The sequence below is a fragment of the Micromonospora sp. NPDC005172 genome (assembly GCF_040608555.1).
Taxonomy (GTDB): Bacteria; Actinomycetota; Actinomycetes; order Mycobacteriales; family Micromonosporaceae; genus Micromonospora.
Genome location: NZ_JBEXIL010000044.1, coordinates 1 through 18,490 on the forward strand (window position 1 = coordinate 1; position 18,490 = coordinate 18,490).

The window sequence follows — 18,490 nt, forward strand, 5'->3', positions numbered from 1 at the left end:
AGCGGAGCCCCGCAGTCGCGAGCGAAAGGATGGCGCTGTGAGCCGGATCGTGATCATCGGCGGTGGGCCGTCCGCGCAACTTCAGGGATGTTGCTGCATCACGGCGGCCGGAGGCAGCAACATCCCTGAAAGTGTGCGGATCTTGCGGGCGGGTTCCGTCATGATCGCGCTCGATCCTTGTTGTAGTGGTGTCCTCGGCGCGGGAGGCCACTACATCCTGGATCGAGCACGGGCGTGCGAGCACGCGAGCACGGGCGTGCGGGATGACGCCGAGGCCATGCCGGGGTCCGCCGGAACGATCAGGCATGCCGGACGGGCTTGACCAACGAGCCCGAAGCGGGCGTGGTGTCAGGACCCGCGCCGGTGTTCAATGGCGCGTTATGGAGTGGACAGTGCCCATCGCCGTCGTCTTGTCGCTCGTGCTCGTGTTCCTGGTCGCGGGAGGTGGCCGTCGTTCCGACGCGGATCAGCTGGCTCGCCGGCTCGCCGTGGTCGAGCGCAAGCTGGATCTGATCATGGCGCACCTCGACATCCGCGAGCCGGAGCTCGAGGCTCCCGGGGCGGTCCTGCAAGAGCTGCTCGCCGGCCGCAAGATCCAGGCCATCAAGGCGTACCGGGAGGCGACCGGTGTCGGTTTGCGGGAGGCCAAGGACGCCGTCGAGCTGCTCGCCCGGCAGCGCGGCCTGGGCTGATTGTCGGCCCCGGTAGGCCGTCGCCGCTGCCCCCGACCCTTGCCGCGCTGCGCCGTGAGCGCCGCTGCATCGACGCAACTTCAGGGTTGTTGCTGCATCACGGCGGCTGGAGGCAGCAACTTCACCGAAAGTGTGCGGATGTCGCGGGGCGGCTCACTCGTAGCCGACGTAGATGACCAACTGGCCGTTCCTGGGTTCCGCCACCACGTAGACGGACCCGGGGTCGAACAGCTTCGGCGGCAGGTCCTGCTGCTCGGCGAGACCCATCCGCTCGGCGAGTTCCTCCGGGGACTGCCCGGCCGGGGGCGCCACCGTGACCTGCCACGAGCACCCGCCGGAGGCGCACGTCTCGCTCTGGTCGACGACTGTCGCCCCGGCGGGCACGTCCGGGATACGCCATTTCGGCGGCAACGAACCCTCGTCGCCGAATGCCCACAGAGACAGGAACCACAGGCCCCACCCGCAGGCCAGCAGGCCCACGACGCCGAGCCCGGCCACGAAGAGGCGTCGCGTGCGTCGACGTGGCGGGGTCGGCGGGGTCGGCGAGGTCATCGCGCCAGGCTAGCGAGGCGATGTGGATTTCCAGTGCATGTCAGCCGCTGAAGGACTCGGGGCCGAGCCGACCCCAGGCCACGAAGGCGGCCAGGGCGAGGTACACCGCGTTCACCGCGACGAACCTCGCCTCCCTGTAGCGCAGATGGGTGATCATCGCGCCGATCATCAGCAGGACCCAGCAGATGGCGGTGACCGGCACCAGGACCGGCGCGATGTCCAGCACCGCGGGCAGGATCAGGCCGGCGGAGGCCAGGAGTTCGAGCACCCCCAGAGTCCTGACGAAGCCGTCGCTGGCGTCCCCGGTCCACCCGCCGCCGCGGTGCGAGGCCAGCTTCTTGCGGGGTACGAACGTCTTGGTGATGCCGCCGGCCAGAGCGACCGCCGCCAGCAGTCCGGCCGCGATCCACAGCGCGATGTTCATGGAAGTTCCCTCCGGGTTGGGGTCGACCAGGAGACACCGCCGGCCCGGTGGCTGTGACGCTCCGGCGGGTGATGTGCTGCACAGGCCCGTGGTGTCACAGGTGAGGATCGACCGGTGTCGGGTGGTGGTGAACCGACGTCGAGGCCAGGAGTCGCGCATGGATCCCTTCGTGGACGCGTTCGTCACGCACCGGAACCTGCTCTTCACCGTCGCGTACGAGATGCTCGGCTCGGCGGCCGATGCCGAGGACGTACTCCAGGAGACCTGGCTGCGGTGGGCGGACGCCGGCCACGCGGCGGTACGCGACCAGCGCGCCTACCTGGTCCGGATCACCACCCGCCAGGCGCTGAACCGGCTGCGGACGAACGGCCGGCGCAGGGAGTCCTACGTCGGCTCGTGGCTGCCCGAGCCGCTGCTGACCACGCCCGACGTCGCCGAGGACGTCGAGCTGGCGGAGAACGTCGACGGCGATGCTGCTGGTGCTGGAGACGCTCGGCCCGACCGAACGGGCGGTGTTCGTCCTGCGGGAGGTGTTCGAGGTGGGCTACGACGAGATCGCCGCGACCGTGCAGAAGAGCCCGTCCGCGGTTCGCCAGATCGCCCACCGGGCACGGGCACACGTTGCCGCACGCCGGCCGCGCGGCCCGGTCTCGGCGGCCGAGGCGCGCCGCGCGTTGGAGGCGTTCCAGCGTGCGGTCGACCTGGGCGACGTGCAGGGCCTGCTCGACATCCTGGCACCCGACGTCGTCCTGCTGGGCGACGGCGGTGGCATCAAGCAGGCGGTGCTGCGGCCCGTCGTCGGCGCCGACAAGGTGGCCCGTCTGCTGGCCTCGCGAAAGGTGGAGGTCGCCGCGCTGTCGCTGCACCCCGCCGAGGTCAACGGCTGGCCGGCGTTGATCGTCCGGTTCGACGGCGAACTCGACACCGTGCTGACGGTGCGCGTCGACGACGGTCTCGTCACCGGCCTGTACGCCGTCCGCAACCCCGAGAAGCTGGCACACATGCGGCAGGCCACCGCGTTGCGCCGTTGAACGACCGCGCAGACGTCCCGAGTGCTCGGGCGTCGGTTCGCCTCGGGACGGTAATCCGTTGGCACTATCGCTGTCGTGGTCGGACACTGCGGCGATGGGACCTACGCAGACTGCGCTGATCGTGCCGATACCTGACGCGGAGCCTGCGGTGGGGCGGTTCCGCGCGTCGCTGGACCGCGCCGCTTCCTGGGGCGTGCCCGCGCACGTGACCGTGCTCTACCCGTTCCTCCCACCGGAACGGATCGATGCGGCGGTGCTGGCGACCGTACGGGACATCGTCGCGGCGGTTCCACGGTCCGACATCTCGCTGACCCAGGTGGGCTGGTTCGGCGATGCCGTCGTCTGGCTCGCGCCGCAGCCGGACGATCTGTTCCGAGAACTCACCGCAGCGGTATGGCACCGTTTCCCCGAGGCGCCTCCATACGATGGCACGCACTCGGACGTCGTGCCGCACCTGACGATCGGTCACGACGCTGCGCGGTCGGTGCTGGAGGACGCCGCCGAGGCGGTCGCGGAACATCTGCCGCTCAGGGCGACCGTCGAGGTGGTCAGGCTCATCGCGGGAACACCGGACGTTGCCCCGTGGCGCACGGTGTGTGAGTTCCCGATGGGGACTTCTCCGGTGACGCGGAGCAGGTGAAGAGTCACCAATCCGTCACGACGCCGGTGCGGACAGTGCGGGTCGTTACGCTCGGCCGGTGTCCGTACCTGCCGAGGAGGCCACCGACCAGGAGCGACGCTTCGTCATCGTCACCGCCGCCCGTGAGCTGGCCGAAGCCGAGGGCTGGCTGGGACTGAGCGTCCGTCGGGTCGCCGAGAGGGCCACCATGGACATCGGCGATCTCTACCGGCATTTCGCCGACCAGGATGCGCTACTGGCCGCCGTCGCGGTGCACGGCTTCGCCGAGCTGGCCGCCGCGCTGACCGCGGCGCACGCCGACAACCCGTGCCCCGAACGGGCGTGGGCGGTGATGGCGGGGGCGTACCTCGACTTCGCGTACGCCAATCCGGCTGTCTACGACGCGATGCTCGCGCTGACCCCGGACCTCGCCCTCGGCGTGGCCGGGGTGCCGGCGGCGCCGAGGGCCGTCTTCGCCGCGCTGCGGGCGGCCCTGCTCCCGCTCGCGCACGGCCGCGACCCGGACTCGCTCGCGGAGGTGGGCTGGAGTCTGCTGCACGGCGTCGTCATGCTCACCCGGGGTGGTCGCCTGCGCCCGGAGGCGCAGGAGGAGCGGGAGACGATGATCACGGAGAGGCTGCTGTCGTGGCCCTGCCCGGCGAGCGGAAACCCGGTGGGTGCGGGGCAGGCGATGCCCTAGAGTCGCGTCCGCACGAGCATGATCGCGAGGAGGCCGGCATGACCGTCGACCAGGAGGCCCGCCGACGGGCGCAGGTGCTGATCTTCGACGCGGACGACACGTTGTGGGAGAACAACGTCGTCTTCGAGCGGGTGATCGACGACTTCCTGACCTGGATCGACCACCCCACGATGAACCAGGTGGAGATCCGGACCATCCTGGACGACATCGAGCGGGCCAACGCGGTCGCGCACGGGTACGGCAGCAAGGTGTTCCTGCGCAGTCTCGGCGAGTGCCTGGAACGGCTGCGTAAACGGCCGGCCACCGACGCGGAGCGCCAGGAGATCGACCGGCTGGCCCTGGCATTGGTGGAGCACCGGGTGGAGTTGATGCCCGGCGTCGCCGAGGCCCTCGACGAGTTGGCGCAGCGGCACGAGCTGCTGCTGTTGACCAAGGGTGACCGGGAGGAGCAGCAGCGCAAGCTGGACGCCTGCGGCCTGCTGCACCACTTCGGGGCCGCGCACATCGTCGCCGAGAAGGACGTCGACACGTACCGGTGGCTGGTCCGCGAGCACGGGTTCGAGCCGGCCCGGGCGTGGATGATCGGCAACTCCCCGAAGTCGGACATCCTGCCGGCGCGGGCGGCCGGTCTGAACGCGGTGTTCATCCCGAACGAGAACACCTGGGTGTTGGAGCACGACGAGTTGGACCCGACCGACAACGGCGTGCTGCGGCTGGCCGCCTTCCCGGATCTGCTCCGGCACTTCTGACCGTCGAACCCGAACAGCGTCGGCGATCATGGTCGCGTTACGCGTACCTGCCGCTTTTTGCCCTTGAGATCAGTCACGCTCTGACCGGCCCGGCGACGCTTGTCCGGCCCGGCGCGATCCGCCTAGCCTGGGCCGGCGTTCGCGGCCTTTCGGGGTGTGCCGGGGACGCACCGGCGTCCGGCAGGCGGGCACCGTGGAGCTGAGTGCAGGGCGGCCCGGGCCTCCCCACCGAGCCGCGTGGCGTCGTGCCACGCCTACGCGCGTGGTGAAATGCCTGAGCTGTCCGCTCCCCCGTCGGACGGCCGGGGGTCAGGGCCGGGTAGTTGCGGACCCGGTCCTGACCCGGCCACCGGAGATTGCTGTGCCTAGGCGCGGTGCCGGCCGTCGCCGGCGTGGTGGGCGTCCGGCTCTCCCTCGCCGCCGCGGACGATCGAGATCGCCACGCGGCAGAACTCGTCCATGTCCGGGTTGAAGCCGGCCGCGATGTCGGGGTGCAACCCGGATCGGGTCTCGTCCAACAGCCGCTGGCACACCTGCTCGACCGGTTCACCAGCGTAGCTGGCTCGAATTCGGTCGGTGGCTGCCTGGAGAGCCGAGGTCAGCTGGTCCTCCAACGGGCCGCGCAGCTTCTGTTGCACAGGATCGAGCCCGCGTGGGTCGAGCGTGACATGTGGCTCCGACATCGGTGCTCCCTTCGTCGGCGTCCGCGATACCCCACCGCGGCCGTCGGTCAAACGCCGGTCGGTACGGCGGCGACCCGCACCTGGTAGGAGAAGTCCTCCGCCGGCTCCTCGTGGTACGACAACCGGCGGATCTGCCGGTCGTCGTCGTAGAGGGCGACGTCCACCAGGACGCCGAGATGCGCCAGGCCGATGGTGGCGACGCGCTTCTTGTCCTGGAGTACCGCGCAGACGCCACCGAGCAGCGTGCTGGCGTCGGACGTACGGTGCCCGGGCGGGCACCGCAGAACCACGTCCACCTCGATCGGCCCGGGCAGTGGCGTCCAGCCGGTGCGCTGGGCCGCGCCGAGGGCGGCCTGGAGCAGGGTGCGGACCCTCGTCGCCTGCCGGTGCCCGGCGGCGAAGATGGACAACGCTTCGGTCTTGACCGGTGGCAGGCCGCTCACCTCGAACGTCAGGGCGAGAGCGCGGGTGTCCTGCACGGCGGCACCTCCCTCATTGGGACGATCCTGCCGAACCGGTGCGGTGGCGCAGGGACGTTCCCGCGATAACCAACCGATCGGGCAGGCTGGGTCGGCCGGAGGCGTGTCGACGTCGGCGGCGAACGCGCTGGCTGCGGCGCTGGGAAAGACGCTAGTGCAGACCGCCCGCGCTCGGTAGTCGGTCGTTCACCCGGTGGTCGGCGGCGAAAAGGCGCAGAACTCGTTGCCCTCCGGGTCGGCCAGCACCCACCAGTACGCCCTGTCGACCGGCTCGCGCAGCAGCGTCGCGCCAGCGTCCAGCAGGGCGGTCGGCTCCGGGGCCACCATCTCGACGTCCCAGTGCATCCGGTTCTTGACGGCCTTGGGCTCGTCGACCCCGTCGAACACCCAGGCCTCCCAGGGAAAGCCGGCGGCGTCGTGCAGCGACGCGGTGTTCGGGCCGGAGGCGGTCGTACCGCCGAGCAGGCCGGCCCACCAGGCCGCCTGAGCGGCCGGGTCGACAGCGGCCACCACCAGCTCGACCGGGCCGGGGTGAGCCTCGTCGCCGGCCGGGAGCACGCAGAACTGGTTGCCCTCCGGGTCGGCCAGCACCCACCTGTCGACGTCGCCGTCGGGCTCGCGCACCGCCCGCGCACCGGCCGCGAGGAGCGCCGCCGGGTCCGCGTCCGCCAGGCGCACATCCAGGTGTACGCGAGTGCTGCCGACCCGGGGCTCGGGCACCCGGTTCACCCAGATCGACTCGGCGTCCGAGCGCGCCGAGCGGGGGTCGACGCGGGTGTCGCCGTCACCGGCGTCGGCGACGTCGGCGTCGAGCACCCGCGCCCAGAAGCCGCCCAGGGCGAGCGGGTCGACGGCGTCCAGACAGAGGTCCTTGAAGCGTGCGATCACCGTCCCAGCATGCCCGACCCGGGGCTGACCGTGGGGCAGGCGCCACGCCCGCCGGAGCCAGTGCGGCACGAAGCCCCGCTCGCCGCACGGAGCCCCGGTGGATCAAGATCGACCGGCGCCTGACCGCGATCTTGCACTTTCTGTGCCGACATAGGCCGCAATCCAGGCTTCTCGACGACCGGAACTGCAAGATCGGCGCGGGCGGCCGGGCGGGGACGGGGACGTCGGGGTGACGTGCAGGGTGCCGCCGTCGCGGTCCTTGGTGTCGCGGACCAGCACGACGTGCGGCAGGTTGTCGGCGACCTCGACGCAGGAGCCGCCGTTGCCGCCCGACCGTGTCGACTTGCGCCACTGCGGGTCGTCGACGTGTCGACGATCTGCGCGGTGAGCTGGTTGTCGGCGTGCGCCACCCGCTCGCCGTCCGGCATCTCGGCGAGCTTCCTCTCGTGGGCGCGAGCCCGGGGCTGACGCTGTCGGTCGGGACGGGCAAGATTCGCGCAGTTTCGGTGATGGTGCTGCCTCCGGCCGCGCGAAGGCAGCAGTTTCCGGGATGTTGCGCCGATCTTGCGGGGTGCTCGTCCTGCCCGTTGCGGGCAGGTTTCGTGGCTCGGCGAGCGGGGCAGTGTAGCCGCACGGAGTATCCGAGCGGAGCGTTTCCGCAGCTCCTCGGCTCGGAGGAAGCTCGCCGTGCGCCGGGGCACGGATGCCCTCCCCGGTCTGTTGCGCCAAGGAAGGGGGAGGGCGATGACGGACCCCGAAACGGCTCGACACCGACGCCGGCCGGTTGGACGGCTCGGCGCGGCGGCTGCCGCGTTGGCGTTGGTCGCGCCGCTGGCCGCGTGCGGCGGCGGCGAGAGTGGCGGCCCACCGACGCTCAACCTGTACTACCCGCCGGAGCAGAACCTGCAGAAGGTCGTCGACGACTGCAACACGCAGGCGAAGGGGCGGTACGAGATCGCCTACCGGGTGCTGCCCCGGCAGGCCGACGACCAGCGGGTGCAGATGGTCCGCCGGCTCGCCGCCGAGGACACCGGCATGGACATCCTCGGGCTGGACGTCACCTGGACCCAGGAGTTCGCCAGCGCCGACTGGATTCGTGAGTGGACCGGTCACGACAAGAGCGAGGTCGAGCAGGGCACCCTCGCCGGGCCGCTGGAGACCGCCCGCTACGAGGACAAGCTCTACGCCGCGCCGAAGAACACCAACGTGCAGCTCCTCTGGTACCGCAAGGACCTGGTGCCGCAGCCGCCGACCACCTGGGACCAGATGATCACGGCGGCCCGGCAACTCAAGGACCAGGGCAAGCCGTACCAGGTGCTGACCATGGGCGCGCAGTACGAGGGCCTGGTCGTCCTCTACAACACGCTGGCCGAGAGCGCGGGCGGAAAGGTCCTCTCCGACGACGGCAAGAAGGCCGTGATGGACGACGGCACGGTCCGGGCGCTGGAGCAGTTGCAGCGGTTCGCCACGTCGGGCGTGACCTCACCGTCGTTCAGCAACGCCACCGAGGACCCGGTCCGGTTGGAGTTCCAGTCCGGCGCCGGCGCGTTCCAGGTGAACTGGCCGTTCGTCTATCCGGCCCTGCAGGAGGCCAACCCGGAGCTGGCCAAGCAGGTCGGCTGGGCCCGCGTGCCGGGCGTCGACGAGGGCACCCCCAGCAAGGTCACCATCGGTGGGGTGAACCTGGCCGTCAGCTCGTACTCGAAGCACCCGGAGCTGTCGTTCGAGGCCGCGCGGTGCCTGCGCAGCGCGGAGCACCAGAAGTTCTCCGCGATCAACGACGGCGTGCCACCGACCATCGAGGCCGTCTTCGACGAGCCCGAGATGACCGAGGCGTACCCCATGAAGGACACCATCCTGGAAGAGCTGAAGGACCCGGCGACGCGGCCTCTGACGCCGGCCTACCAGAGCATCTCCACAGTCATGTCGGCGCTCCTGTCGCCGCCGTCCGGTATTCGTCCGCAGCAGACCGCCGACGAGCTGCGCGACGCCATCGCCGACGCCCTGGAGTCGAAGGGGGTGCTGCCATGACCCGGCCCGCCACCACGCAGACACCGGAGAGGACCGACGGCCAGCGTGCCGCGGTGCCCACCCAGCGAGGCAGCCGCCGCAAGGCGCCGCTGAGCGAGAACAAGAAGGCCGAACGTCGACTCGGCTGGCTGCTCTGCGCGCCCGCCGCCCTGGTGATGGTCGCGGTCACCGCGTACCCGATCGTCTACTCGGTCTGGCTGTCGTTGCAGCGCTACGACCTGCGCTTTCCCGACCAGCGCGAGTTCATCGGGCTGGAGAACTACGTCACCGTGCTCACCAACGAGTTCTGGTGGACGGCGTTCGGGGTGACCACGCTGATCACGGTGGTCACCGTGGCCGTCGAGCTGGTGCTCGGCATGGGACTGGCGCTGATCATGCACCGTACGCTCGTCGGGCGGGGCATCGTCCGTACCTCCGCGCTCATCCCGTACGGCATCGTCACGGTGGTCGCGGCCTTCTCCTGGCGGTACGCCTGGACGCCCGGCACCGGCTACCTGGCCGACCTGTTCAGTGACGGCGCGCCCCTCACCGAGCGGGCCAGCTCGCTGGCGATCATCATGCTGGCCGAGATCTGGAAGACCACGCCGTTCATGGCGCTGCTGCTGATGGCCGGGCTGGCCCTGGTGCCGGACGACCTGCTCAAGGCCGCCTCCACCGACGGCGCGACGGCCTGGCAGAAGTTCACCAAGGTGATGCTGCCGGTGATGAAGCCGGCGATCCTGGTCGCGCTGCTGTTCCGCACCCTGGACGCGTTCCGGGTGTTCGACAACATCTTCGTCCTGACCGCCGGCGGCAACGAAACCTCGTCGGTGTCGATGCTCGCCTACAACAACCTGCTGCGGGGTCTCAACCTCGGCATCGGCTCGACGATGTCGGTGCTGGTCTTCATCACGGTGGCGATCATCGCCTTCGTCTTCGTGAAGCTGTTCGGCACCGCTGCCCCCGGCAGCGACGATTCCGAGAGGCGCTGACATGGCTGCGGAAACCACCACCCGGGCGAAGCTGCGCTGGGGCCTGCTGGACATCCTCGTGGTCGTCTTCGCGCTGGTCCCGGTGCTGTGGATCGCCTCGCTGTCGTTCAAGACGCCGGCCACCCTCACCGACGGGAAGTTCTTCCCCCGGGAGTGGACGCTGGACAACTACCGCACGATCTTCGACACCGACCAGTTCGTCCGGGCGCTTGTCAACTCCATCGGCATCGCGCTCATCGCCACCCTGATCGCGGTGGTGCTCGGGGCGATGGCCGCGTACGCGATCAGTCGCCTGGACTTCCCGGGCAAGCGGCTGCTGGTCGGCATCTCGCTGCTGATCGCGATGTTCCCGCAGGTGTCGCTGGTGTCGCCGCTATTCGAGATCGAACGGCAGGCCAGGATCTTCGACACCTGGCTCGGGCTGATCCTGCCGTACATCACCTTCGCGTTGCCGTTGGCGATCTACACGCTGTCGGCGTTCTTCAAGCAGATCCCGTGGGACCTGGAGAAGGCGGCGAAGATGGACGGCGCGACGCAGGCGCAGGCGTTCCGGCGGGTGATCGCCCCGCTGGCCGCTCCCGGCCTGTTCACGACGGCGATCCTGGTCTTCATCTTCTGCTGGAACGACTTCCTGTTCGCCATCTCGCTGACCTCCACCGAGCGGTCCCGCACGGTGCCGGCGGCGTTGTCGTTCTTCACCGGCGCGTCACAGTTCGAGGACCCCACCGGGGCGATCTGCGCCGCCGCCGTGGTGATCACCGTGCCCATCATCCTGTTCGTCCTCTTCTTCCAGCGCCGCATCGTGTCCGGCCTGACCTCCGGCGCAGTCAAGGGATAGGTGAGTAGTCATGGCTGACATCGTGCTCGACAAGGTGAGCAAGAGTTTCCCGGACGGGACGGTCGCCGTGCGGGACGTCGACCTGGAGATCGCCGACGGTGAGTTCGTGATCCTGGTCGGCCCCTCGGGCTGCGGAAAGTCCACCACCCTCAACATGATCGCCGGCCTGGAGGACATCAGCTCCGGCGAACTGCGCATCGCCGGCAAGCGGGTCAACGACAAGGCCCCCCGGGACCGGGACATCGCCATGGTGTTCCAGTCGTACGCGCTCTACCCGAACATGACCGTCCGGGAGAACATGGCGTTCCCGCTGCGCCTGGCGAAGCTCGACAAGGAGACGATCAACTCCAAGGTCGACGAGGCCGCGAAGGTGCTGGAGCTGACCGCGCTGCTGGACCGCAAACCCGCGAACCTCTCGGGTGGCCAGCGGCAGCGGGTGGCGATGGGCCGGGCGATCGTCCGCCAGCCCAAGGCGTTCCTCATGGACGAGCCGCTGTCCAACCTCGACGCGAAGCTGCGCGTGCAGATGCGTACGGTGGTGTCCCGGTTGCAGAAGCAGCTGGGCACCACCACCGTCTACGTCACCCACGACCAGACCGAGGCCATGACCCTCGGCGACCGGGTAGTGATCATGCGGGGTGGCGCGGTGCAGCAGGTCGGCCCGCCGCAGGAGCTGTACGACCGCCCGCGCAACCTCTTCGTCGCCGGGTTCATCGGCTCCCCGTCGATGAACTTCCTGCACGCCGCCGTGCAGGACGGCAGCCTGCGTACCGCCCTGGGTGACGTGCCGCTCGACGACCGGGTCCGCCGGGATTTGGAGGCGGCCGACGCGCCCCGCGAACTGATCCTGGGCATTCGGCCCGAGCACTTCGAGGACGCCGAACTGATCGACGACGACACCCGCCGCCGGGGCCTGGAGTTCGAGGCGCCGGTGGAGATCGTCGAGTCGATGGGCTCGGACAAGTACGTCTACCTCACCGTGGAGGGTGAGCGGGCCACCGCCGCCGAGCTGGAGGAGTTGGCCGCGGACGCGGGCGCGGGTGACTTCGCCGGCGGCGGCGGCAACCTGGTCACCCGGCTGTCCGCCGAGTCCGGCGCGACCGAGGGCGATTCCCGCCGAGTCTGGTTCAACCTGGAGAAGATCCACCTGTTCGACCCGTCCACCGGCCGCAACCTGACCCTGCACGAGGACTGAACCCCGACCCCCGACCCCCCGAACCCGAACCCCCGCCCCCTGCTCTCGCCGATCTTGCACTTTCTGTCGTCGACATAGGTGAAATGCCCTTTAGGTCGCCACAGAAAGCGCAAGATCGGCGAGAGCAGGGGGTGGGGGGTGAGGGGGCGGGGGCGCGGGGGTGGGCTGCGGCTTGTGGCTGGGCGTGGCAGGGTGGGCGAAGATTGTGGTGTTGGCGGGGAGCGGGGGACTGATGGATCGGCGACTTGTTGCGTTGGCCACCGCGCACGGCGTGTCCACCTGGTACGAGGACTGGCGACACCGCCGCGTCGAGGTCGCCCCGGAGACCGTCGTGGGTGTTCTCGGCCTGCTCGGCGTCGACGCCACCAGCCCCGCGGCGATCGCGGACGCGCTCGCCGCCGCCCGAGCGGTGGACCGGACCACGCTGCCGCCGACCGTGGTGGTCACCGAGGGCAAGGCCCGTGCCCTGCCCGGCCCGGGTGTGGTGTCCCTGGAGGACGGCGGCCGACGGGCGGTCGACGGCGAGCTGCCCGGGGACCTGCCGCTGGGCTGGCACCGACTGGCCTGCGACGGCCGGGACGTGACCCTCGTCGTGGTGCCCCGGCGGCTGCCGGTGCCCCCGCGCACCTGGGGCTGGATGCTCCAGCTCTACGCGCTCACCTCCGAGCGGTCCTGGGGCATGGGTGACCTCGGCGACCTGGCCGAGTTCACCGAGTGGGCGGGAGCGACGGGCGCCGGGCTGGTGCTGCTCAACCCGCTGCACGCGGTCGGGCCGGCGCACCCGGTGGCCGCGTCGCCGTACTCGCCGGCCAGTCGACGCTTCGTGAACCCGCTCTACCTGCGCGTTAGTGACACCGCCGCGTACGCCTCGGCCGACCCGGCGACCCGGGCGGTGGTCGACGCGTTGCGTCCGGACCGTGGCGACCTGATCGACTACGACGAGGTGTGGACCGCCAAACGGCGCGCGCTGGAGCTGCTGCACCCGTACGCCCAGCCGGTTGACCTCGCCGCGGACCCGGCGCTGACCAGCTTCGCCACCTGGTGCGCGCTGGCCGAGCGGCACGGCAACGACTGGCGGGCCTGGCCGGCGGAGCTGCACCACCCGGACGCCCCGGCGGTCGCCGAGCAGCGTCGCGAACTCGCCGACCGGGTGGCCTTCCACGCCTGGCTGCAACACCTGTGCGACGAGCAACTCGACGCCGTGACGGCGGCAGCCCGCTCGGCCGGCATGCCGGTCGGCGTGGTGCACGACCTCGCCGTCGGCATCGACCCGGGCGGCGCGGACGGCTGGCAGCTCGCCGACGTCCTGGCCCAGGGGGTACGGGTCGGCGCGCCGCCGGACGACTTCAACCAGCTCGGTCAGGACTGGGGGCTCGCCGCGTGGCGACCGGACCGGCTCGCCGAGACCGGGTACGCGGCGTACCGGGACATGCTGCGGCGGACCCTGCGGCACGCGGGCGGCCTGCGCGTCGACCACGTCGCCGGCCTGTGGCGACTGTGGTGGGTGCCGCCGGGCGCCGGCGCGGCCGAGGGCACCTACGTGCGCTACGACGCCGAGGCGATGCTCGGCATCCTGGCCCTGGAGGCGCACCGGGCCGGCGCGGTGGTCGTCGGCGAGGACCTGGGCACGGTCCAACCCGCGGTGACGCGTGGCCTGCGGGGGCGCAACATGCTCGGGTCGACCGTGCTGTGGTTCGCGCGGGACGACGACGGCGCGTTCACCCCGCCGGCCCGTTGGCCGCGCAACGCCCTCGCCACGATCTCCACGCACGACCTGCCGACCGCCCCGGGCTTCCTGACCGGCGAGCACGTGCGGGTACGCGACGAGTTGAAACTGCTCGGCACCGATGTGGCCGTCGAGCGCGCCCGGGCCGCTGCCGACCGTGAGCGGCTGCTGGCGATGCTGCGCGACGAGGAACTGCTGCCCGAGGCGCCCGACGCCGGGGCGGTGGCCGACGGTGAGCCGGACGACGGTGACGTGGTGGTGGCGATGCACGCCGCGCTCGCGGCCAGCCCCGCGCGACTGCTCGGCGTGTCCCTCTACGACGTGTTGGGCGAGGTGCGCCAGCCCAACATGCCGGGCACGGTGGACGAATATCCGAACTGGCGGCTGCCGCTGCCGGCGAGCGTGGCGCAGATCCGTACGGACCCCGGCGTGACCCGGATCGTCGACCTGCTCACCGCCGCCCGTCCTCGGCGCACGTCCCCCGACCGAGCCGGCCGACGGACCAGCGCCGACCCGGCGGGGGAGTAGCCCGCCCGCTCAGGTCGCCCAGTCGAACCGCGGCGGCAGTCCGAGGAAGTCGGCGTACCGCGTCAGCGCCCGCTCGACGTCGGTCCGTCCGTCGGCGGTCAGCGGCGTCAACGGCCGTACCGTCAGGGTGACGGCCTCGCGGCCGGCCTTGCGCTTCCACACTCCCACCACCCGGCCGGCGCGAACCACGGTGGCCTGGAAGATGCCGTTGTTGCCGGGCACCACGGCCGCCCGGTGCGCGGTGTCGAGCATCAACGTGCGGTCCCGGTAGCCGAGGAGGTACTCGTCGAAGCCCGGCAGCGCCACCACACCGACCGCCGGGACGCGCGGGGTGTCGGCCAGCGCCGCGTCCACGTACATCGGCTCGCCGTCGACACGTACCGTGCCCAGCAGGTCGTCGGCAGCGGCCAGGCCGCGCCGCGCGTCGGTCAGGGTGAGGCCGCTCCAGCCGGCGAACTCGCGGTCGGTGACCGGTCCGTGGCCCCGCACGTAGCGGTGGGCGAGCAGCGCCAACGCCTCGTCCCGCTCCGGCCTGCGTTGCTCCGGCGCCCACTCGTCGAGCAGGACGAACGTCTGCTCGGTGCCGACGTTGGGCGCCACGCAGGTCACCCCACGCACGCTCGCGTACCAGAGCAGGTGGTAGCCGCGCTGGCCGTCGGTGCCGATCCCCGCCGCGCGCAGGGTGGCGAGGCACTGCGCCCGGGTGAGCCGGCCGCCTCCGGCCAACGCTGCGCCGAGCACGTCGAGCGCCCGGGCCTCGTCGGCCTCGGTCAGCCCGAGCTGCGCCCGCCGGGTCGCCGAGCCGGACATCGCGCGGACGCCGGTCAGCTCCAGCATCCACCGGGTGTCGGCGGGCGGGACGAGGTGCACGGTGCCCCGCATCGGCCAGGTGCGCAGCGCTTCGCGGCGCTCCAGCGCGGCCTGTACGTCGGCCACGGTCGACCCCGGCAGCCGGGCGCCCAGCGACCACAGGCCGCTCGCCAGATCCTGCGCCTGCATCGCGCCGAACCACTCGACCACCTCGGCGACGGTGCCGGGCCGGGTGGCGGGATGCGGTCGCAGCAGCAGGCTCGTCATCCGCAGTGCCAGCGCTTCGGCCGCGCTGAGGTCGGCAGGCATCGCGACGTCCCCTCTCCGGTGGTCGGAGCCCGTCAGCGTAGGCCAGGACCGGGCGTCTCCAGTTGCCCTCCAGAGTGTCGCGTTAGCGTCAGGATCGCCGACCACAGCCACCGGAACGAGGACAGCCATGAGCAGTGACGCCTCCGACGAGACCGAACCACCGCGGCACCCGTTGCCGCCCTTCACCGACCAGAGCGCGCGGATCAAGGTGCAGGCCGCCGAGGACGCCTGGAACACCCGCGACCCGCAGCGCGTTGCCGCCGCCTACACACCCGAGAGCGTGTGGCGCAACCGGTCGACGTTCGTCACGGGTCGCCGGGAGATCGAGGAGTTCCTGACCGACAAGTGGGAGCGCGAACGCGAGTACGCGCTGCGTAAGCAGCTCTGGGCGTTCCATGAGAACCGCATCGCCGTACGGTTCCAGTACGAGTGGCACGACGCCACCGGCCAGTGGTGGCGGAGCTACGGCAACGAACAGTGGGAATTCGACGCCCGCGGTTACCTGGCCCGGCGTGAGGCCAGACGTACCCATCACCGTCGAGGAGCGTCGCATCTTCGGCCCGAGGGCGACCGGGGACGACTCCGACCTGCCGCTTCGCTGACCTGACCTGCGGCCCGCGCCTGGATCGCGCCCACAGATCGTGGCGACACGAGGCGTAACGGTGACCGTCGTGGGAATGCCGCCGGCCGGAAGTACGCGCGCCGCGCGTACGGAAGGGAGTCCCATGACTGCCGCAAGCGAGCCGGCCCGGGGTGCCGGCGTACCGGCCGATTCTCGGGCCCGTCGGGCGTCCACCGGCGCCAAGACCAGCGCGGCCGCCACTTTCGCCCTGGTCTTCGGGGTTGCCGGCCTGTTCAGCGTGCTGACCGCCATCCTCGCCTGGCTGGGGCTGGTGCTCGGCATCATCGGCATCGTCCTCGGCATCGTCGGGCTGAAGATGGCCCGCCGACCGGGTGTGACCGGCCGGGGCGTGTCCATCGGTGGCCTGGTGCTGAGCATCCTGGCGGTCCTGATCGGCCTGGGCCTTGCCGCGGGCATCACCACGTTCGTCAACAACGAGAACGCGGTGGACCGCCTCCAGACCCAGGTCAACAACCTGCGGGACAAGCTCGACTGACACCGGGCCGGGCGTGTGGGGGGCCAGGGCGTGCCACTGGCCCCCCAGTAGGGTAGACGGCGTGCTCCGCCAGGTCACCGCGATCCGCTACGTCACCCCACTGCGGGAGGGTGGCTCGCTGCCGGGCGTCGTCGAGGCCGACGACCTCGGCACGTACGTGGCGAAGTTCTCCGGCGCGGGGCAGGGGCCCAAGGCGCTCGTCGCCGAAGTGATCTGCGGCGAGCTGGCCCGCCGGCTGGAGCTGCGGGTGCCGCCGCTGGTGGTCCTCGACATCGACCCGGTGATCGGGCGGGCGGAGCCCGACCAGGAGGTGCAGGAGCTGCTGCGCAACAGCGGCGGCGCCAACCTCGGGATGGACTTCCTCCCGGGTGCGCTCGGCTTCGACCCGGTGGCGCACCCCGTCGATCCGCTGCTGGCCTCGCGGGTGCTGTGGTTCGACGCGTACGTGGAGAACGTCGACCGGAGCTGGCGCAACCCGAACCTGCTCGTCTGGCACCGGGAGCTGTGGCTGATCGACCACGGTGCCGCGCTCTACTTCCACCACAACTGGCCGCGCGCCGAGGCCGCCGTGCACCGCGCCTTCCGGGCCGAGGACCACGTGCTCGCGCCGTACGCCGACCGGGTCGCCGAGGCCAACGGCGAACTGGCCGCCCGGGTCACCCCGGACCTCCTGCGGGAGGTGCTGGCTCTGGTGCCGGCCCAGTGGCTGACCGCCGCCGACTTCGACTCGGGCGACGCGGCGCGCGAGGCGTACGTGGCGCACCTGTCACGGCGGGTCGCCCGCCCGGCGGACTGGCTACCGGCGGGGAGCGTGGCGTGAGGCATCCGTTCGAGTACGCCGTCATCCGGCTGGTGCCCCGCGTGGAGCGCGGCGAGCAGATCAACGTGGGAGTGCTGCTCTACTGCCAGCAGCGTGACTTCCTGGCCGCGCGGACGCACCTGGACGCCGACCGGGTGCGCGCCCTCGCGCCCGACGTCGATCTGCCGGCGGTGGCCGCGGTGCTGGATTCTCTGGACAGGACCTGCTCCGGTGACGGGCCGGCCACCCGGATGCGGCTCGGCGAGCGGTTCCGGTGGCTGGCCGCGCCGCGCAGCACGATGATCCAGGCCGGGCCGGTGCACACCGGCCTCACCGTCGACCCGGCGGCCGAGTTGGACCGGCTGATGGTGGCGCTGGTCCGCTGAGCGGGCAGTGACCCCTGATCGCGCTGCGCCAGCGCCGTTGCCGGCGGAGCGCGATCCCCCGTTCAGGCGCCGGTGCCAGGGGGCGGCGGGATCGCGCGCCGGCACCGGTTGGCCTCAGGATCGTCGTCCGCGCGGGCGACCGGATCGGAACGTCCGGGAACTTGCGGAAAACTTGAGACCGGACGGCCGGAAGCCACCGATCTGTCGTTTGTCGCCGCGCCCCAGGGGTAGTCGCGGGAGCCGACCCGAGACGAGAAGGGGACACATCTGATGGCTGCCCAGACGAAGGTGGCGGTGATCTACTACAGCGCCACCGGCATCACCTACCAGATGGCGCAGGCCGCGTGTGAGGCCGCCGGGGAGGCCGGTGCGGACGTGCGCCTGCGCAAGGTGCGCGAGCTCGCACCGGACGAGGCGATCCGCTCGAACTCCGGTTGGCAGGCGCACCACCTGGACACCCAGGACGTTCCCGAGGCGATGATCGACGACCTGGCGTGGGCCGACGTGGCGCTCTTCGGATCGCCCACCCGGTACGGCATGATCGCCGCCCAACTGAAGCAGTTCATCGACACCACCGGACCACTGTGGTCGCAGGGCGCGCTGGCCAACAAGGTCTACGCGGCCTTCACCTCCACGGCGACGTCGCACGGTGGGCAGGAGACCACGCTGACGTCGCTCTTCAACGTCTTCTACCACTGGGGCGGTGTCGTGGTGCCCCCCGGTTACACGGACTCCAGCCAGTTCATCGCCGGTAACCCCTACGGTGCGTCGCACACCAGCAACAACGGAGAGATCGCACCGGACGCGGTGGCGCTGGAGGCCTGCGGCCTCACCGCCCGCCGGGCAGTGCTGATCGGCACCGCGCTCAAGCAGGGCCTGGGCGGCTGACGAACGGGCGACCGGTGGCACGGGCGGGGGCTCTCGGCCCGCTCGCACCACCGGTCGCCCCAGCCCTACCCCGT

22 protein-coding genes and 2 pseudogenes are annotated in these 18,490 nt (G+C 71.2%); 17 read left to right on the forward strand and 7 right to left on the reverse strand.

Annotated elements, in window-relative coordinates:
- Together ABZV06_RS24905 and ABZV06_RS24910 are read left to right on the forward strand one after the other, a co-directional pair.
- The coding region (locus ABZV06_RS24905; protein WP_355624537.1) for a hypothetical protein at positions 1-322 on the forward strand (322 nt) is incomplete at its 5' end.
- A gap of 70 nt (positions 323-392) precedes the next feature.
- Positions 393-692: a ribosomal protein L7/L12 gene (locus ABZV06_RS24910; RefSeq protein WP_355246792.1), complete on the forward strand. Its 300-nt coding sequence runs from the start codon at positions 393-395 to the stop codon at positions 690-692.
- 153 nt (positions 693-845) lie between these two features.
- Here ABZV06_RS24910 and ABZV06_RS24915 read toward each other — a convergent pair whose 3' ends face one another.
- The gene (locus tag ABZV06_RS24915; RefSeq protein WP_355246794.1) at positions 846-1,244 is read right to left on the reverse strand and encodes a hypothetical protein; all 399 of its coding nucleotides are present in this window, start codon (positions 1,242-1,244) and stop codon (positions 846-848) included.
- 40 nt (positions 1,245-1,284) lie between these two features.
- Complete coding sequence (locus ABZV06_RS24920) at positions 1,285-1,668, reverse strand: DoxX family protein (RefSeq protein WP_355624539.1); 384 nt, start codon at positions 1,666-1,668, stop codon at positions 1,285-1,287.
- Between the two features lie 220 nt (positions 1,669-1,888).
- Between ABZV06_RS24920 and ABZV06_RS24925 the strand changes: the two are divergent.
- The 5 genes and pseudogenes from ABZV06_RS24925 to ABZV06_RS24945 form a co-directional block, all read left to right on the forward strand.
- Positions 1,889-1,984 (forward strand): annotated as a pseudogene (locus ABZV06_RS24925) (RNA polymerase subunit sigma-24); the annotation flags it as partial.
- 154 nt (positions 1,985-2,138) lie between these two features.
- On the forward strand, positions 2,139-2,699 hold the full coding sequence (locus ABZV06_RS24930) for a sigma factor-like helix-turn-helix DNA-binding protein (protein ID WP_355624541.1): 561 nt from the start codon (positions 2,139-2,141) through the stop codon (positions 2,697-2,699).
- Between the two features lie 58 nt (positions 2,700-2,757).
- Positions 2,758-3,339: a 2'-5' RNA ligase family protein gene (locus ABZV06_RS24935; RefSeq protein ID WP_355246803.1), complete on the forward strand. Its 582-nt coding sequence runs from the start codon at positions 2,758-2,760 to the stop codon at positions 3,337-3,339.
- Between the two features lie 58 nt (positions 3,340-3,397).
- The gene (locus ABZV06_RS24940; protein ID WP_355246806.1) at positions 3,398-4,018 is read left to right on the forward strand and encodes a TetR/AcrR family transcriptional regulator; all 621 of its coding nucleotides are present in this window, start codon (positions 3,398-3,400) and stop codon (positions 4,016-4,018) included.
- Positions 4,019-4,056: 38 nt separating this feature from the next.
- The gene (locus ABZV06_RS24945) at positions 4,057-4,767 is read left to right on the forward strand and encodes an HAD family hydrolase (RefSeq protein WP_355624543.1); all 711 of its coding nucleotides are present in this window, start codon (positions 4,057-4,059) and stop codon (positions 4,765-4,767) included.
- Between the two features lie 365 nt (positions 4,768-5,132).
- On the opposite strand, the gene ABZV06_RS24950 is transcribed toward ABZV06_RS24945, so the two are convergent.
- The 4 genes and pseudogenes from ABZV06_RS24950 to ABZV06_RS24965 all read right to left on the reverse strand — a co-directional run.
- Positions 5,133-5,450 carry a hypothetical protein gene (locus ABZV06_RS24950; protein ID WP_355624545.1) on the reverse strand — a complete coding sequence of 106 codons (318 nt, stop codon included), beginning with the start codon at positions 5,448-5,450 and terminating at the stop codon, positions 5,133-5,135.
- Positions 5,451-5,497: 47 nt separating this feature from the next.
- Positions 5,498-5,929: a hypothetical protein gene (locus ABZV06_RS24955; protein WP_355624547.1), complete on the reverse strand. Its 432-nt coding sequence runs from the start codon at positions 5,927-5,929 to the stop codon at positions 5,498-5,500.
- A gap of 186 nt (positions 5,930-6,115) precedes the next feature.
- On the reverse strand, positions 6,116-6,817 hold the full coding sequence (locus ABZV06_RS24960) for a VOC family protein (RefSeq protein WP_355624549.1): 702 nt from the start codon (positions 6,815-6,817) through the stop codon (positions 6,116-6,118).
- 237 nt (positions 6,818-7,054) lie between these two features.
- A pseudogene (locus tag ABZV06_RS24965) lies at positions 7,055-7,183 on the reverse strand (DUF397 domain-containing protein); the annotation flags it as partial.
- Positions 7,184-7,561: 378 nt separating this feature from the next.
- Between ABZV06_RS24965 and ABZV06_RS24970 the strand changes: the two are divergent.
- The 5 genes from ABZV06_RS24970 (at position 7,562) to malQ (ending at position 14,106) form a co-directional block, all read left to right on the forward strand.
- On the forward strand, positions 7,562-8,848 hold the full coding sequence (locus ABZV06_RS24970) for an ABC transporter substrate-binding protein (protein WP_355624550.1): 1,287 nt from the start codon (positions 7,562-7,564) through the stop codon (positions 8,846-8,848).
- Entirely contained in the window at positions 8,845-9,819 is a 975-nt protein-coding gene (locus ABZV06_RS24975) for a sugar ABC transporter permease (RefSeq protein ID WP_355246824.1), read from the forward strand. Before ABZV06_RS24970 ends, ABZV06_RS24975 begins: the two co-directional genes overlap by 4 nt.
- Position 9,820: 1 nt before the next feature.
- Positions 9,821-10,657 (forward strand): carbohydrate ABC transporter permease, encoded by an 837-nt coding sequence (locus tag ABZV06_RS24980; protein WP_355624552.1) that lies wholly within the window; start codon positions 9,821-9,823, stop codon positions 10,655-10,657.
- Positions 10,658-10,667: 10 nt separating this feature from the next.
- On the forward strand, positions 10,668-11,852 hold the full coding sequence (ugpC, locus tag ABZV06_RS24985; protein ID WP_355624554.1) for a sn-glycerol-3-phosphate ABC transporter ATP-binding protein UgpC: 1,185 nt from the start codon (positions 10,668-10,670) through the stop codon (positions 11,850-11,852).
- 232 nt (positions 11,853-12,084) lie between these two features.
- Positions 12,085-14,106 (forward strand): 4-alpha-glucanotransferase, encoded by a 2,022-nt coding sequence (malQ, locus tag ABZV06_RS24990; protein WP_355624556.1) that lies wholly within the window; start codon positions 12,085-12,087, stop codon positions 14,104-14,106.
- Between the two features lie 9 nt (positions 14,107-14,115).
- Here malQ and ABZV06_RS24995 read toward each other — a convergent pair whose 3' ends face one another.
- Positions 14,116-15,225 carry a winged helix DNA-binding domain-containing protein gene (locus ABZV06_RS24995; protein ID WP_355624558.1) on the reverse strand — a complete coding sequence of 370 codons (1,110 nt, stop codon included), beginning with the start codon at positions 15,223-15,225 and terminating at the stop codon, positions 14,116-14,118.
- A 127-nt stretch (positions 15,226-15,352) separates the two neighbouring features.
- Between ABZV06_RS24995 and ABZV06_RS25000 the strand changes: the two genes are divergently transcribed.
- From ABZV06_RS25000 to wrbA, 5 genes are all read left to right on the forward strand, one after another.
- Positions 15,353-15,832 carry a nuclear transport factor 2 family protein gene (locus ABZV06_RS25000; RefSeq protein ID WP_355624559.1) on the forward strand — a complete coding sequence of 160 codons (480 nt, stop codon included), beginning with the start codon at positions 15,353-15,355 and terminating at the stop codon, positions 15,830-15,832.
- 118 nt (positions 15,833-15,950) lie between these two features.
- Positions 15,951-16,343: a DUF4190 domain-containing protein gene (locus ABZV06_RS25005; RefSeq protein ID WP_355624561.1), complete on the forward strand. Its 393-nt coding sequence runs from the start codon at positions 15,951-15,953 to the stop codon at positions 16,341-16,343.
- Between the two features lie 61 nt (positions 16,344-16,404).
- Complete coding sequence (locus ABZV06_RS25010; RefSeq protein WP_355246846.1) at positions 16,405-17,163, forward strand: HipA family kinase; 759 nt, start codon at positions 16,405-16,407, stop codon at positions 17,161-17,163.
- Entirely contained in the window at positions 17,160-17,528 is a 369-nt protein-coding gene (locus tag ABZV06_RS25015) for a DUF3037 domain-containing protein (RefSeq protein ID WP_355246849.1), read from the forward strand. Before ABZV06_RS25010 ends, ABZV06_RS25015 begins: the two co-directional genes overlap by 4 nt.
- Positions 17,529-17,798: 270 nt before the next feature.
- Complete coding sequence (gene wrbA / locus ABZV06_RS25020; RefSeq protein WP_355624563.1) at positions 17,799-18,416, forward strand: NAD(P)H:quinone oxidoreductase; 618 nt, start codon at positions 17,799-17,801, stop codon at positions 18,414-18,416.
- Positions 18,417-18,490 lie beyond the last annotated feature (74 nt).

What these genes read in the sequence shown, in the direction of transcription:
- ABZV06_RS24915 (WP_355246794.1), bottom strand. Translation starts at nt 1,244, where the DNA reads ATGACCTCGCCGACCCCGCCGACCCCGCCACGTCGACGCACGCGACGC.
- ABZV06_RS24920 (WP_355624539.1), bottom strand. Translation starts at nt 1,668, where the DNA reads ATGAACATCGCGCTGTGGATCGCGGCCGGACTGCTGGCGGCGGTCGCT.
- ABZV06_RS24930 (WP_355624541.1), top strand. Translation starts at nt 2,139, where the DNA reads ATGCTGCTGGTGCTGGAGACGCTCGGCCCGACCGAACGGGCGGTGTTC.
- ABZV06_RS24945 (WP_355624543.1), top strand. Translation starts at nt 4,057, where the DNA reads ATGACCGTCGACCAGGAGGCCCGCCGACGGGCGCAGGTGCTGATCTTC.
- ABZV06_RS24950 (WP_355624545.1), bottom strand. Translation starts at nt 5,450, where the DNA reads ATGTCGGAGCCACATGTCACGCTCGACCCACGCGGGCTCGATCCTGTG.
- ABZV06_RS24970 (WP_355624550.1), top strand. Translation starts at nt 7,562, where the DNA reads ATGACGGACCCCGAAACGGCTCGACACCGACGCCGGCCGGTTGGACGG.
- ABZV06_RS24975 (WP_355246824.1), top strand. Translation starts at nt 8,845, where the DNA reads ATGACCCGGCCCGCCACCACGCAGACACCGGAGAGGACCGACGGCCAG.
- ABZV06_RS24980 (WP_355624552.1), top strand. Translation starts at nt 9,821, where the DNA reads ATGGCTGCGGAAACCACCACCCGGGCGAAGCTGCGCTGGGGCCTGCTG.
- ugpC (WP_355624554.1), top strand. Translation starts at nt 10,668, where the DNA reads ATGGCTGACATCGTGCTCGACAAGGTGAGCAAGAGTTTCCCGGACGGG.
- malQ (WP_355624556.1), top strand. Translation starts at nt 12,085, where the DNA reads ATGGATCGGCGACTTGTTGCGTTGGCCACCGCGCACGGCGTGTCCACC.
- ABZV06_RS24995 (WP_355624558.1), bottom strand. Translation starts at nt 15,225, where the DNA reads ATGCCTGCCGACCTCAGCGCGGCCGAAGCGCTGGCACTGCGGATGACG.
- ABZV06_RS25000 (WP_355624559.1), top strand. Translation starts at nt 15,353, where the DNA reads ATGAGCAGTGACGCCTCCGACGAGACCGAACCACCGCGGCACCCGTTG.
- ABZV06_RS25005 (WP_355624561.1), top strand. Translation starts at nt 15,951, where the DNA reads ATGACTGCCGCAAGCGAGCCGGCCCGGGGTGCCGGCGTACCGGCCGAT.
- wrbA (WP_355624563.1), top strand. Translation starts at nt 17,799, where the DNA reads ATGGCTGCCCAGACGAAGGTGGCGGTGATCTACTACAGCGCCACCGGC.